The 14,085-nt window shown below is 44.1% G+C and carries 18 protein-coding genes; 11 read left to right on the top strand and 7 right to left on the bottom strand.

What is annotated here, in order from left to right; translation table 11 throughout:
* Positions 1-145: 145 nt before the first annotated feature.
* Complete coding sequence (locus OCV56_RS04030) at positions 146-973, bottom strand: protein-glutamate O-methyltransferase (protein ID WP_004736174.1); 828 nt, start codon at positions 971-973, stop codon at positions 146-148.
* 11 nt (positions 974-984) lie between these two features.
* Positions 985-1,911 carry a chemotaxis protein CheV gene (locus OCV56_RS04025; protein WP_086713989.1) on the bottom strand — a complete coding sequence of 309 codons (927 nt, stop codon included), beginning with the start codon at positions 1,909-1,911 and terminating at the stop codon, positions 985-987.
* A gap of 77 nt (positions 1,912-1,988) precedes the next feature.
* On the opposite strand from OCV56_RS04025, the gene flgA reads away from it, so the two are divergent.
* The 3 genes from flgA (at position 1,989) to OCV56_RS04010 (ending at position 3,723) form a co-directional block, all read left to right on the top strand.
* Positions 1,989-2,735: a flagellar basal body P-ring formation chaperone FlgA gene (gene flgA, locus OCV56_RS04020; RefSeq protein ID WP_086713990.1), complete on the top strand. Its 747-nt coding sequence runs from the start codon at positions 1,989-1,991 to the stop codon at positions 2,733-2,735.
* 177 nt (positions 2,736-2,912) lie between these two features.
* The gene (gene flgM, locus OCV56_RS04015; RefSeq protein ID WP_017062263.1) at positions 2,913-3,230 is read left to right on the top strand and encodes a flagellar biosynthesis anti-sigma factor FlgM; all 318 of its coding nucleotides are present in this window, start codon (positions 2,913-2,915) and stop codon (positions 3,228-3,230) included.
* A 67-nt stretch (positions 3,231-3,297) separates the two neighbouring features.
* Positions 3,298-3,723 carry a flagella synthesis protein FlgN gene (locus tag OCV56_RS04010; protein WP_086713992.1) on the top strand — a complete coding sequence of 142 codons (426 nt, stop codon included), beginning with the start codon at positions 3,298-3,300 and terminating at the stop codon, positions 3,721-3,723.
* 251 nt (positions 3,724-3,974) lie between these two features.
* On the opposite strand, the gene flgP is transcribed toward OCV56_RS04010, so the two are convergent.
* Both flgP and OCV56_RS04000 read right to left on the bottom strand, forming a co-directional pair.
* Positions 3,975-4,406: a flagellar assembly lipoprotein FlgP gene (flgP, locus tag OCV56_RS04005; protein ID WP_086713993.1), complete on the bottom strand. Its 432-nt coding sequence runs from the start codon at positions 4,404-4,406 to the stop codon at positions 3,975-3,977.
* A 9-nt stretch (positions 4,407-4,415) separates the two neighbouring features.
* Complete coding sequence (locus tag OCV56_RS04000) at positions 4,416-5,051, bottom strand: FlgO family outer membrane protein (RefSeq protein WP_004736167.1); 636 nt, start codon at positions 5,049-5,051, stop codon at positions 4,416-4,418.
* A gap of 192 nt (positions 5,052-5,243) precedes the next feature.
* Here OCV56_RS04000 and OCV56_RS03995 point away from each other — a divergent pair, with 192 nt between their 5' ends.
* Complete coding sequence (locus OCV56_RS03995; RefSeq protein WP_017095995.1) at positions 5,244-6,377, top strand: flagellar assembly protein FlgT; 1,134 nt, start codon at positions 5,244-5,246, stop codon at positions 6,375-6,377.
* A 139-nt stretch (positions 6,378-6,516) separates the two neighbouring features.
* The gene (locus tag OCV56_RS03990; protein WP_017062268.1) at positions 6,517-7,023 is read left to right on the top strand and encodes a hypothetical protein; all 507 of its coding nucleotides are present in this window, start codon (positions 6,517-6,519) and stop codon (positions 7,021-7,023) included.
* A gap of 128 nt (positions 7,024-7,151) precedes the next feature.
* On the opposite strand, the gene OCV56_RS03985 is transcribed toward OCV56_RS03990, so the two are convergent.
* From OCV56_RS03985 to OCV56_RS03975, 3 genes are read right to left on the bottom strand one after another with little or no spacing between them, the layout of a single operon-like run.
* Positions 7,152-8,393 carry an NAD(P)/FAD-dependent oxidoreductase gene (locus tag OCV56_RS03985; RefSeq protein WP_086713994.1) on the bottom strand — a complete coding sequence of 414 codons (1,242 nt, stop codon included), beginning with the start codon at positions 8,391-8,393 and terminating at the stop codon, positions 7,152-7,154.
* A 25-nt stretch (positions 8,394-8,418) separates the two neighbouring features.
* Positions 8,419-9,492 (bottom strand): methyltransferase, encoded by a 1,074-nt coding sequence (locus OCV56_RS03980; protein WP_086713995.1) that lies wholly within the window; start codon positions 9,490-9,492, stop codon positions 8,419-8,421.
* A gap of 28 nt (positions 9,493-9,520) precedes the next feature.
* Positions 9,521-9,910: a hypothetical protein gene (locus OCV56_RS03975; RefSeq protein WP_086713996.1), complete on the bottom strand. Its 390-nt coding sequence runs from the start codon at positions 9,908-9,910 to the stop codon at positions 9,521-9,523.
* Positions 9,911-9,982: 72 nt separating this feature from the next.
* Here OCV56_RS03975 and OCV56_RS03970 point away from each other — a divergent pair, with 72 nt between their 5' ends.
* The 6 genes from OCV56_RS03970 (at position 9,983) to OCV56_RS03945 (ending at position 14,085) form a co-directional block, all read left to right on the top strand.
* A complete protein-coding gene (locus OCV56_RS03970; protein WP_086713997.1) occupies positions 9,983-10,729 on the top strand; it encodes a beta-ketoacyl synthase chain length factor in 747 nt (248 codons plus the stop codon).
* On the top strand, positions 10,729-11,499 hold the full coding sequence (locus tag OCV56_RS03965) for a lysophospholipid acyltransferase family protein (protein WP_086713998.1): 771 nt from the start codon (positions 10,729-10,731) through the stop codon (positions 11,497-11,499). Before OCV56_RS03970 ends, OCV56_RS03965 begins: the two co-directional genes overlap by 1 nt.
* 105 nt (positions 11,500-11,604) lie before the next feature.
* A complete protein-coding gene (locus OCV56_RS03960; RefSeq protein WP_086713999.1) occupies positions 11,605-11,865 on the top strand; it encodes a phosphopantetheine-binding protein in 261 nt (86 codons plus the stop codon).
* A 10-nt stretch (positions 11,866-11,875) separates the two neighbouring features.
* On the top strand, positions 11,876-12,133 hold the full coding sequence (locus tag OCV56_RS03955) for an acyl carrier protein (protein WP_004739745.1): 258 nt from the start codon (positions 11,876-11,878) through the stop codon (positions 12,131-12,133).
* The gene (locus OCV56_RS03950) at positions 12,133-12,690 is read left to right on the top strand and encodes a COG4648 family protein (protein WP_086714000.1); all 558 of its coding nucleotides are present in this window, start codon (positions 12,133-12,135) and stop codon (positions 12,688-12,690) included. The genes OCV56_RS03955 and OCV56_RS03950 overlap by 1 nt, the downstream gene beginning before the upstream one ends.
* A gap of 6 nt (positions 12,691-12,696) precedes the next feature.
* Positions 12,697-14,085, top strand: a complete 1,389-nt coding sequence (locus tag OCV56_RS03945; RefSeq protein WP_086714001.1) for an AMP-binding protein — start codon at positions 12,697-12,699, stop codon at positions 14,083-14,085.

The raw sequence follows: 14,085 nt of genomic DNA, 5'->3' as shown, positions 1-14,085 counted from the left end.
CTTGCAATATACAAGCCAAAAAATAGAGTAAATTGGAATGTCACTCTGACTTAAAGATATAGCTTAAGCAGGAAAAAGAAAACCCAGCACTTGGCTGGGTTTTGAATTTAGACAGTAACGTTACACCTTGTATTGGTGCCACTCATTACTTTAATTTGTAGATGATGCCTGGATTACAGCGAACCATTTCAAAACGATCCGTTAAACCTGTTAACGATTCAGACGCACCCAATAGCAGGTAACCGCCAGGGTTAAGGCTATTTGCCATCTGGTTAAGTACCTTTGACTTCATATCAGGCGAGAAGTAAATCAGCACGTTACGACAGAAAATGATGTCGAACTTGCCTAACAGAGCATAGCTGTCCATCAAGTTCTGAGGGCGGAAGTTCACCATGCGCTTGACGTTATCTTTCACTTTCATACGGCCATCGCCCGCATCTTCAAAGAAAGTACGGCGGCGCTCTGGAGAAAGCCCACGTCCCAATGCAAGGTTGTCGTAAGCGCCAGTACGGCACATATCCAACATACTTGCTGAGATGTCAGTTGCGGTAATCGATACATTTGGCAGCATACCTGGCTTACGAGCTTGAGTTTCAAGAATCGTCATTGCCATTGAGTATGCTTCTTGGCCTGAAGAACTTGCCGCAGACCAAATCTTAATAGGACGCTTATTTGCCGCTATTTCCGGTAAAAGCTTATCCGCGAGCACAGCAAACGGGTAAGTATCACGGAACCAAAGTGTCTCGTTCGTCGTCATGGCATCGACAGCAGCCACACGCAGCTCACGGTTTCGACCTGTTACTACATCTCTCAACAAATCAGATAACGAAGCTAACTTAAACTTCGTTACTAATGGGCTTAGACGACTGCGTACTAAGTACTGCTTGCTGTCACCTAATACAATGCCACATTGAGATTCTAAGAAACGGCTGAAATCGCGATACTCTTGATCACTTATTGTTATAGCAGTCATTAATGTCTCTTTTAGTTAGTTAACGCAGCTTTTACCGCTGCACCAAGCTCATCAGGGTTGAATTTAGCGATGAAGGAGTTAGCTCCAACGCGCTCAACCATGGCTTGGTTAAATACACCACTCAATGATGAGTGTAAAATTACGTATAAATCTTTAAGTTCGGCGTGACGACGAATCTCAGCAGTCAGCGTGTATCCATCCATTTCTGGCATTTCGATATCTGAAATCACCAACGAAATCTGGTCGTAAATACTGCCCTCCGCTGACATCTGCATCAGCTTCTCATAAGCCTCTTTACCATCTTTCACTGAGATAACTTCAAAACCAATCGACTCAATAGCACGTTGAACCTGCTTACGAGCAACAGTCGAGTCATCAGCAATCAAGATGCGGCGAACCAATTCTTTCTCTTGTTCTACTTTCGCAATATCTTCAGCAATCTTGCTGTCCATTGTTTCATCAACAGGAGAAATTTCTGCAAGAATCTTCTCAACATCTAGAATTTCTACCAATTCATTATCAATGTTGGTTACCGCTGTCAGGTAGTTCGCTCTACCTGCGCCATCGGGAGGCGGAAGAATCGATTCCCAGTGCATGTTAATAATGCGCTCTACTGAACTTACCAAGAAACCTTGAATGGTTCGGTTAAATTCAGAGATAACCACAAAACACTTTTCAACATCCGTTGTAGGACGGCCACCAATCGCTAAGCTCAAGTCGATCACAGAGATCGTTTGGCCACGAATATGTGCTACACCTTTAACCAGTGGGTTCAAGTTTGGCATCTTTGTCAGCTTAGGGCATTGAAGCACTTCTTTTACTTTAAAGACATTAATGCCGTAACGCTGACGCCCCATTAGGCGAAAGGTTAGTAATTCTAATCGGTTTTGACCGACGAGTTGCGTACGCTGATTCACCGAATCAAGAATACCCGTCATGAGCTCATCTCCATATCAAACTTTTTTGTATAAAAAGTGTTAGTCTACTGCAGGCTACGAACCACCAGAGAAACGGAATGACGTATTATAAAACAAATTTGCCACCTCTTTCCATAGCAATGTGTAGAGCTACTTTTAAAACTGTCGCTAAGTTTATCGGCATTTTATCAATATTGTTTAGTTTTTTTGTACAAGCTGCGACCCCAGAACAAATTGAGATGATTCAGTCTGCAGCTGAGCAACACATCCTTGATACGGTTGAGCAGCCACAAGGCGGTGAACTCTTTGTAAATTCAGCAAATGTTGACTCAAGGATCAAAGCGACAGATTGCCCAGTACCTTTAGAGACCAGCGCCTCAACCACCACCAATACCCGCAGCAGTATTACGGTTTTAGTGCAATGTGTTCCTGATGAGTGGCGCGTTTATGTCCCCGTACGCCTTTCGATGTCAGTGCCCCTGGTCACAACAACTCGCTCACTCGCGAGAGGCGAAATCGTCGGTCAATACGATGTCACTACCGCTATGATTTCTCTTAACAAGTTTCGTCGCCAAGGTTTCACAACTCCACAACAAGTTATCGGCGCTAAGGTAAAAAAGAACCTAAGACCGGGTGATGTTGTCGAAAGAGGTGATATCTGTGTCGTATGCCGAAACGAGAAGGTTATCATACAGGCAGTGAAAGGTGGCATGACCATTACGACCAAAGGGACTGCGCTTACCGATGGCTCTATGGGTGATCAAGTAAGAGTGAAAAATGATAAATCACAGCGTATAATTGAAGGGATTGTTACCAGCATGTCTGAAGTCACGGTTTACTTTTAACTCTTTACTTCTAAATTGACGGTATCATTAGCGATTTCACTCTCAACTCTGACGCCAAATATAACGGCTGCGATGTTTTGTTCCTTTTCGACTATTGAGCTAAAAATTGCTAAAGTATTCGAACCCTTGGTCGATATTGACTGTACAGGTTCCCATTTTTGAAGAAAAGGCTTAACTATGGCAGGCATTGATAATATTCGTTCAGGGCAAACTCTAACGACCACTAACCGATCAGCAGTACGCTCTGATTCTAGTTCTGAGGCATCACGCTCTGATGTATCAACTAAATCACCAGCAAGCAAAGATGCGGTATCACTTAGCCAGCAAGGCAAAGCGATTGGTCAGCTACACCAAGATATGGCAGCACAACCAAGCTTTGATTCTGTGAAAGTAGCCGCGATCAAAGAAGCGATTGCGAACGGTTCATACACTGTCGATCCAGAAAAACTGGCAGACAACATGATCAAGTTCGAAGATGAATTAAAAGGTCTTTAAGCCAACAGTCACTTTTGATTGAAGTGATTGTATTTAAAGTACACGAGGTTATGAATAGGTTTATGTTATGGCGGCACTAGCAGATTTAGTTAATTTTCAACTTCAAAATGCCAAAGCCTTATCTGAATTATTAAGTTCAGAGAAAACCGCTATTACGAGCCGACAATCAAACGATATTGAGCGAATCGCCAAAGAAAAAGTGGTCCTTGTTGAACAACTAAGATCGACCGATCAGCGAATCGCAGCCCATACCAATATCTCAGAATTGACCGAGAATCCTGAACTTGCTCAATTAGTCACAAAAATTCAGTCCATAGTGCACGATTGCCATCAAGCGAACCTTGTTAATGGCGAAGCCTTGAATAGAGCACACCTTAGCTTCAAAAAACTCAGCAATATGATGCAGCAAAGCCATGGTAAAATTGGCATGACCTACAATGCCGGTGGTCAAACGCATACTATCTCTACGCTGGGAACCAACGTAAAAGCCTAATTAAGTCCCCCCTCTTCAATAACACCCTTAGTACCTGCCTGTATCTGTATCTGTATCTGTATCTGTATCTCAGCCTATCTATACTCCGACTCCAACCAAAAGCTACACTCCTGAAAGTACCCCCATGACCACAATAAATAAAAAAGCGGCAAGTATTTTCATACTTGCCGCTTTCTCATTGATATGAGTTATTAATTGCCGATACGCCATCTGGAAAGCGACTGACAACCAATATCATTTATTCATTGGTACTAGAACAGTGTTTGCTGTCTCTTCTCAGGCACGGGTTGTACTTCACCGTAATCGCGTAGCTTTTCCATCTTACGGATATCGAGCTGAAGCTCAGTGACATAGCTATCACCCACAGGGTAACTGCGCACCACTTCTGCGCCGCGGATTACACCATCAACCGCACCAGAAGTACGTTCAGTACCAAGGCGTTGATCTTCAAGCTCTGCTCGACCACTCACTCGCATACCATAGACTTGCTCGGCAAGTTCACGATAAGCATCGATCTTAGAGGCTCTCATGGCACGTATACGTCTTTCTTCATCGTTACGTCCCTTCTGCTCACTGATACTCGCGTAACCAACGGCGACCAAGAAGTCGTCTGCCCTCATGTTTTGCAGAGGCTGACAGCCAACAAGCAATAAAGCGGCAACAACAAATATTAACTTCTTCATCTAGAACTCCTAAGGGCGAAGAATAACAGTATAAGGCTGAGTCATCGTTGGGTCAGAACGAATGATAACGCCATCTTGAGTTCGAATACTGTTCAGAGTATCTAGGTCACGCCCAATACGATCTGCAGGCAAGAACCCCTGTGCAGACGCGACAACAATGCGAGTTTGCATGCCAACAACACGAGCATTGACTAACACACCGCCTTCTTGGCGAAGCATAGTGCCTGTCAGTACGTATTGAACGTCTTGCTCTTGAGCTAAGTCTTTCCAATCGCGGCTTAACGCAAAGTCACCTTGGTGTGTCACTTGAATAGAACCTGTTGTTTTGAAATCAACCACCTTGAAGCCACGGCGCTGAAACTGATGAATAAAACCTTCTGATACCGAGTTTCCTAGCCAGTTCGTTGTATCCATGTGTTGTAGGTCAACGAACGAAGTAATCGCAATTGGAGTTCTTGCTGAGATACTCGTATTCGAAATGATCAGATCTTCGGTCATACTTTCCACAAAGAAATCCATGGTATGACGAGGGCTATCCATCAACATAAACTGACTGCCTGAATACTCAGACTTGCCGTTATAGATTGGCGAATAAGCACATGAGGTCAATAGCATGACACTCATTACTACGAGCCATTTTTTCATTCTCTTATCTCCAGATAGTTTTAGTGCTACCTGTTCCAATATGTTCTCACCATTATTCTTTTCAATGGATTACAATGTTGGAACAGTCTTTGCTTTTCATTAATTGTTCAGATTAAGAAAAACGCACTTAAGTCAGCTTCAAGCTTATAGTTATTTGTTAAGCAATATTTATACCCAACTGGTAACGGATAGATGAAAAAAATAATTTCTTACTTATTTTCAATAAGTTCACTGATAACCATAAGCTTCAGTGCTCATGCCTCTTGGTATGAAGTTACCGGTACCGCAGCCATCGTATCGTCAGAGGAAACGGCAAGGGTCCACGCACTGGAAGACGCGGTATACAAAGCGATCCAGTTCTCAGGTGCTGATATTGGTAGTATCTCCAACCTCACGCCCTACCTCGACGCAAACAAGAAAGAGTTTCAATTTACCAATCATGAAGTGCGCTACATCTTGGTAGAAAAAGAGAAAAAGCGCAGTGGCAATATAATGGTCACCGCAAGGATCGATATCTATCCTTCGGCAAATGCTTGCCATGAGAGCCAATACAAGAAGACATTTTTGGTCGGCAATATCGACGTGACTTCGCCACAACAAGCTGTGATGGGCAGAATCTATAATATTGGGGATGATTTCAGCCACGTCGTGGATCGACAGTTGGCGCAAGAGTCTCGCAGTTTTGTTTCCGTCGGTACGACCAATTACGACATCGACAAACGTCGACCTGAAGTCATCAAGATGATCGCCCAAGACACTGGTGCGCAGTACATCATTGGTGGCGACATTACCGATCTAACCGCAACTATCGAGTCCAAACTTTTGAAAGATGACATCATCAATCGCCAGTTTGCGTTAGAGATGCAAGTGTTTGATGGCAAAACAGGACATCAGGTTTACAACCGCAGCTATCGTGAAGTGGCAAAATGGCCATTTGCTAAGACCAGTGAAGTTGATACTCGCAGTGCGCGTTTCTGGGCATCTACCTACGGAAGTATGATGCTGCGTGTTAGCCGTAATATTATGTTGGACTTAGAGTCTGAAGTCTCATGTAAGATCACGCTTCCAGAGGTAGCAGCGGTATTTGGTAACACAGTGACCATTGATTTAGGTCGAATGCATGGCGTACAGCAGGGTGACAAGCTGCAACTATGGCACACAGGTTCGTTTATCGACCAGCGAGGTTTGCCACGCAATAAAGTGTCGCAAAGCGATATCACACTGACCGTTTCTCGCGTCTACGAAAACGAAGCAGAGCTAACGATTGATCAACCAAGCCTGGCGGGAAGCATTCAAATCGGTGATGTGATGCAGAAAATCATGTAGTTAACGACACTCACCACACACAGTATCTAATAAAGCCTTAGCAAAAATGTTAAGGCTTTATTTTTTTCATGGGTATTAGTTTCGGTTTTGCAGTATTTGGCGTAATCTTATTAATAACATAATCATCACTTAGCAAACTATGAGTCAAAATAATCTAATTGGTGCTACCGGTTACCGCTTTATCTCGAAAGGTAAAACCGCTTTTAAGATCCACATCCATACTCCCGAAGATACGGTGCTGCATCGTTCCGTTGGTTTTGTTCGTATGGGTGAAGACAAAGCACTGAAGAAAACCATTAAATTAAGAGACGAGCTGGGCAGACAGCTTTGGGGTAAGTTTTGGCCCAAAGTCCTCAAAGAGCCCTACCTCATGACGCGTCTGCCTCATAGTCTAGAACCTAAAATCGTATTCAAGCCAAATCCGACACAGAGTGATCCTGAACACCGCGATGAGTGCTACATCGCTAAGTGGCGTGTATTCTCAGAAAACGGCGACTACAAATACAAAACCAAGGTGTGCTCCATCAGAAAGCACGGCCGACTTGCCGCTTATAGCCAAACCAAACGCGCCCTACTTGATGCCCACAAAGATGTGATTGATCTGCTTATCTTTATGGGGCGATTAAACAGCATCGATCTAAAGTAGCACTGAATGCAATTAAACTGATTACCCATATTGTTCAAATACAAAAACAGCCGCACATTGCGGCTGTTTTTATTTTTAGGTTAGTGATCTTGGCGCTTTAGCATCTTGTCACACACTAAATAGAGCATCTAGCTTCGGCATATCTCTGCCAATGTCGTTAGTCGGCGCTTAGACTCTTTCACATAAGGGTTGGTTTGATCCCATGCGTAACCCGCCAGAATCGAGCATACCATTTGCTTAATCTTTGGATTGGGGGCTTGATAGAAAATCACATCCTGCAAAGTACCTGAGTACCACCCCTCAACATACGTTCTGAAGGTATCTACACCAACCATCAACGGATCGGCATAATCGCGATCCCAATCGACTTCTTCATCGTTAAGCTGCTTTTCAACACACTCAACCGCAAACTGAGCCGACTTCATCGCAATCGTCACGCCTGACGAGAACACGGGGTCAAGAAACTCACCGGCATTACCCAGCAGTGCGTATTTGTCAGTTGCAAGATGCTTCACGTTAGCAGAATAGCCACCGATCTCACCCGCAGGGTTTAGATACTCAGCGTTTGTCAGTATTTCGGCCAATCCAGGCTCTTCCATTGCCAACTGCTTAATCGCGGTAATCTTATCCTCAGGGTAAGATTCAAAGAACTTCGGTTCCCCGACCACACCAAATGAAGAAACACCGTTGCTAAACGGGATCAACCAATACCAAACATCAGGGTTGGTCGGGTGCACAGAGATTAGAATTTTGTTTCGGTCATATTCTAGGTCGGTATCCACCTCAGCAATATGATCGTTAATGTGCGTGAAAATGGCTTTGCGAGGTGGAAGTGACGACGGCTCTTCCAAGTTAAGCATTTTCGGCAGCACTCGACCAAAACCACTGCCATCCAAAACGTACTGTGCTTCTAGCTGATAGCTTTCTCCATCAAGCACTTGAACATCTAAAATAGTGCTGTCGTCGGTAAAATTAATGCCCGTCAACTCATGCTGGTAATCGATAGTGACACCTTGTGCCTCAGCAGTATCTGCAAGCACCTTATCAAAAGCACCACGTTGAACCTGAAACGTGGTTCCCGGCCCAGTAGAGAACTTATCTTCAAAATTGAACGCGGTGTACACACCATTTTTACGAAATGCTGCGCCATCTTTGTATTGGAAGTTAGCCTTTGTCACCGCGTCGGTCATGCCAGCTTGTTCAATCACTTCCATGCAAGCGGGTAATAGGCTTTCACCAATTGAGAAGCGAGGGAACACGCTCTTTTCAATTACTCGAACATCGATGCCTTTTTTGTGTAATAAAGACGCGGCAATAGACCCTGATGGCCCAGCTCCGATGATCACTACTTGAGTAGACAGTTTTTTCATTAATTTAAGCCATGTTTGTTATTTTTTATTGCGCGCCAGCTTTCAATTCAAGCAGTGTATGACCAAGACCGATATCGTCGGTGCGAGTCACCACTTCAAAGCCAGCTTCTTCAACGATCTCTAAGAAATCTTCACTGCGGTAAAAGCGGCTATTACCATTTGCCAAGCACGTAAAGTAAAGCGAAGTTGCGTTCAAGCTATAAGAAGCTGCATCGTATTTCTGTGCATCCCAAAACAGCTCAAGGATATAGACGGTCGCTTCTTCTGACATATGAGAGCGAACACGCTTTAAGATGCTCAGAATCTCCATTGGCGAGAAGCAATCAAGGAATTGACTCATCCACCACACGTCGGCGCCTGTTGGCAGAGCTTGTTGTTTATCCAGCATGTTCGCCGGGAATGGAGTGACTCTGTCTTGATGACCGTGCTGCGTTGCATTTACCATTGCCATTTCGAGTTGCTGTGGCAAATCAACAATCGTGACTTCAACATCAGAGTCATGGTTACAACACTGCATCGCCCACTTGCCCGTGTTACCACCAATATCCACCAGTGACTTAGGTTTCTTACTGAAGACCTTTTCAAGTAACACAGGGAACGAACGATCCGAATAGAAGTGGTCAAACTTGAACCAGCTCTCTTTCGCTTTTTCGGGCAATTGAGACAAGCCTTGATAAATGGTTTCCCAATCACCCAGCTCTTTCAAGCCGGCAGGAGTGCCTTCTTCAATGGCTTCGGTTAGATGCATCATCGCGGCATAACAAACATCGGCCGTAAAATCCATGTTTGCATTGGTCATACCATCGTGCAGAAGGTAGAAGCCAAGGTTGGCCATTTTGTAGTTAGGTTTTTCCCAAGTAACAATATGAGCACTTAACGCCATATCGAGTAGAACTTTCACTCCGTACTCAGAGATACCGGTTGATTCAGAGATAGACTCTGCAGGCAAACCCTCGTTGCCCGCATCATCTAACGCTTTCAAGATACCTAAATCGCGAAGTGTACGAGCAGTATGAAAAACAATAGGAGCGAAAGACAATTTCTGCGCTTCTGTTTTTGCTTCTAATGCGTTGAATGGATCTAATTTATATTCAGACACGAAAAACCTAACTTTAAATAATAGAGAGTTACTCAGCTGCCATTTGTGCAAGCTTACGTTTAATATCAACGTTTAAGTTATTAACCCAACGATTGTAATTACGGTGTATTTCACCATCGTCGTACTTCAAATTCTCTGACTCAACGTAAAGAATAGAGTAAAACTTATCACTATAAGGAATTTCAACCACAGCATGGTGCGAACGAACATACAATTCAGCGCGGATCAAACCAGGCTTTATTTCTGAAACCAACCAGCCTCGATTTTCAGCAGATTCATAAATAGCTGATTTAACCTGTTTACTTTGAAGATTCTGTGCAACTGGAGTATCCTCAACATTCATTACAGGTTGGACGCGTCCACACCCTGCAAGAACGAATATGAATAACATTGAAACCGCTATTTTTAGTAATTTCATTTAAATTCCTTATCTGTGTTTATTTATAAGCGCGCATAGTATTTAGTTAGACTCAAAGCAAATCAATACTCTATGTCAAATCAATCCCAATTAATGTCGTTTAATATTGAGAAATGGTCTGCAAATTCGGCAGGGCTCAATTCTATTGCTGAATGGCAAGCGTGGAGCACTAATTTAGATTGGCCACAAGATGGCTCAACTGAATTTAAAGCGATCCCACCGATGATGCGCCGCCGAATGAGCCTACAGAGCAAATTGGCCGTTCAAACTGCGCTAACCCTATTAAAAGACACCTCAATTGATTACCTGGTTTTTGCCAGTCGACATGGTGAGCTACACCGAACCGCCACATTGATTCAATCAATACTAGAAGGTGATGACGCCTCGCCGATGGCATTTTCGCAGTCCGTACACAACACAGCAGCTGGATTAACCACCATTGCCGCAAAAGCGCCGATCCCGCTAACCTCTATCGCTGCAGGCCAAGATACCTTTCACAATGCTCTGATTGAAGCCTACCTTTACCTGCACCAATATCCATCGCACCGTGTGTTAGTCATCGATTTCGACCAGCCTCTGCCAGAGCTGTACCAAGAGTTTGAAACCCAAAACTATACCGACTATGCACTGGGCTTAGTACTGACCTCTGGCAGTGATTACTCAGTATCAAGAACTGTGACCAACGAAAACTCAACAGATCCATTGCCACAAGGCTTGCAGGCTCTACAAAACATCCTTCAGGACTCTCAACGTTGGACCGTGACCGGTAAGTATCAAGATTGGGCTTGGGTAAACAACGCAAAAGCCGGAGAGCTATAATGAGCAAAGTAGATCAATATTGGCGAGTATTCGCCACAGGCCTCTGCTTTACCATCTTCGGCTTAGGAGGCCTAGTCCTCAGCTTCTTGATCTTGCCATCTATCGCACTCATCACTCCTAACACCATTCAGCGAGAGCTCAGGGCTCAACGATTGATTCGCTTCTCATTCAATGCCTTCTGCCAGATCATGAAATTCACAGGCGCAATTGACTACCGAATTGATGGTGCTGAGTTGCTGCGTGAAGACCGAAACTGCATTATTGTTGCGAATCACCCGAGCTTGATAGACTACGTGCTAATCGCCTCACAGCTCCCCCAATGTGACTGCCTGGTTAAAGCCGCCATTTGGGAAAACCCATTTATGAAAAGGATCGTCAAAGCCGCGGGCTACATACCAAATCAGGCGCCCGACGATCTTTTAGAACGTTGTGAAGAACGCTTTTCACGCGGCAATGTCTTGCTTGTTTTTCCCGAGGGAACTCGCACTACGCCCGGAATTGAGCCATCCTTACAACGCGGCGCGGCACAAATTGCCACTCGAACACAAACGAATCTACGTGTCATTCATATTACGGTTTCTCCGACATTCTTAACGAAAGAGAAAAAATGGTATCAAGTTCCAGTAACGAAGCCCTTTTTTCATGTCGCGGTGAAAGGTAAAATAGACGTTGCACCATTTATTGAAAGCTCAAATAACTTAACTTCGGCAGCAAGACGCCTTAATCATCATCTTGCACAGACAATTTTCCCTTCCGAAGAAAATATTTAGCTCATCAATAACATAACTGGCGATATCAGCATTTCGAAAATACTTCACGTCATGTAGAATCGCCCCCTTAAAGCAGCATTCAGATAAAGCATTAAGTAGGCCAAAGTGGAAACATTACACAACGAACTGAAACAACTGATCATCGACGCACTAAATCTTGAAGACATGAGCACTGATGAAATTGAAACGGAAGCTCCACTGTTTGGTGATGGATTAGGGCTAGATTCAATTGATGCACTAGAGCTTGGCCTAGCTATCAAGAAGAAGTACAACATCGTGATTGATGCTGACGATTCAAACACTCGCGAGCATTTTGCGTCGGTTGCAAACCTAGCAAACTACATCTCATCTCAAACGAACAACTAGACAGATCTTTATGACACAAGCTAACCAACAAGAAGTATACAACCAGGTTAAAGATGCGCTGATTGAGCTGTTCGAGCTTGATGCTGAAGATATCACTCCGGAAGCTCATCTCTATCTTGATCTAGACCTAGACAGCATTGATGCGGTTGATTTAGTCGTTCACCTCCAGAACGTAACAGGTAAAAAGATCAAACCTGAAGAGTTCAAAGCAGTACGCACCGTTAATGACGTTGTAGAGTCTGTGGTTGAACTATTGAAGGACGCATAATGCGTCCTCTGCTGACTTTACTGTCGGCAATCATACTTTTCACTTATCCAATAGCGGTTTACTTTGGACTCAACAAGTTTGGGCTGCAAACCGTGGGTATCGTCTTGGCCGTTATCTTTGCTGTTCGCATTTTTACTGGCGGCCAGGCAAAAATCAAAGAGCTAAAACACCTAGCTTGGATCAGTGGAAGTGCTGGTATTGTTCTGCTGACATTAGGTTTAGCCTTTAAGCAACATGGCTGGCTAACTTATTATCCCGTTATCGTTAATGTTTGTATGCTGGTAGTATTCGCTTCAAGCCTATGGCAACCACAAACGATCATCGAGCGCCTTGCTCGCCTTCAAGAGCCTGAACTTCCGCAAAGTGGCATTGATTACACGCGAAAAGTCACCAAAGTTTGGTGTCTGTTCTTTATTATCAATGGCTCTATCGCCTTTTACACCTGCTTCCAACCGCTAGAAGTATGGACCCTATATAATGGCTTACTCAGCTATGTGTTTGCAGGGGTGCTCTTTGCAGGGGAATGGATAGTGAGACAACGCATTCGTCAGAGTTAAATTGTTATGACCCAAACCGTATCTTACACCTCGCTGTCTAAGCTTCTCACTCAAAACCGAGTGCCCGAATCTATTGTCTGCTTTGATGACAATAGCGAGATTACGTGGCAAACATTTAACGACGACTTATCTCAACTCGTGCACCTTTTATCTTCATCCCCTTTTCAACGAGTCGCTATTTGTACCCAAGATAGCTACCTATTTTCGGTGGCTTTTTTGGCGTGTGCAGCAGCCAACAAACACATCATCTTACCGGGCAACTACCAGCCTTGTGCGCTTGCTGAGTTAAATGAACATTTTGATTGCCTGCTAGTTGATGACTCGATTGGCGAAGTTGAGGTGAGTGACGTTCGCAATATCCAAACCTTATTGGACTCAAGCACCGAAGTACAAAAGCCCCTAACCGATGATCTTACAACCATTGATCTGGCAACCGTCCCATTAACTCTGTTTACTTCAGGTTCAAGTGGCACGCCAAAAGCGATAGATAAAACGTTAGAACACCTAGATATTGAGACCGCCCAGTTACACAAAAACTGGGGCGAATTACTCAAGGGAAACCGAATCCAAAGCACCGTTTCTCATCAACATATCTATGGTTTACTGTTTAGAGTCTTATGGCCGCTATGCTCTGGTGTTCCATTTGCTCGAAACAACCTCGAGTACCCAGAACAGATCTTGTCTCACGCAAATCAAAACTGTGTGCTGATCAGCAGCCCAGCACTACTCAAACGCTTAAAGCATGAGACCAACAAGGTACAACTTGCAGGAATCTTCTCTTCGGGTGGTCCGTTACCTACCGAGTCAACTCATCAGTCACGAGATCTACTTGGTCATTTACCTATCGAGGTATTTGGCAGCACAGAGACTGGCGGTATAGCCTTTCGTCAGCAAGAGAACGCTCAAACGCCTTGGCAACTTTTTGACTGTATTGAGGCTAGTCTCAACAGTGAGAATTGCATTAAGTTATTGTCGCCCTACATCGATAACAATAACTGGTACCAAACCGCTGACGAGTGCGAAATGGTCTCAGACAATCAATTCATATTGAAAGGCCGAACCGACCGAGTGATCAAGATCGAAGAAAAACGAGTATCACTGGTTGAAGTGGAAAAGCGACTAGAGCAACTGCCTTGGATAAGCGAGTGTGTGGTGATTCCATTTGAAGAACCTGAGCGATTAATCTTAGCCTCTGTTTTGGTATTATCAGATGAAGGCCAAGCGACGTTATCGACCATGACTAAAGGTAAATTCTGGTTGATGCTACGCACAGAACTCAGAAAGTGGTTAGAGCCAATCGCGATCCCAAGAAAATATCGCATTGTTGATGAGATTCCTCTCAACAGCCAAGGTAAGCGATTAACATCTCACATAGAACAGCTAATAAAATCATAG

Origin of the sequence: Vibrio gigantis (assembly GCF_024347515.1) — a bacterium.
GTDB classification, from domain to species: domain Bacteria; phylum Pseudomonadota; class Gammaproteobacteria; order Enterobacterales; family Vibrionaceae; genus Vibrio; species Vibrio gigantis.
This window is presented reverse-complemented; position numbering and strand designations above follow the sequence as displayed.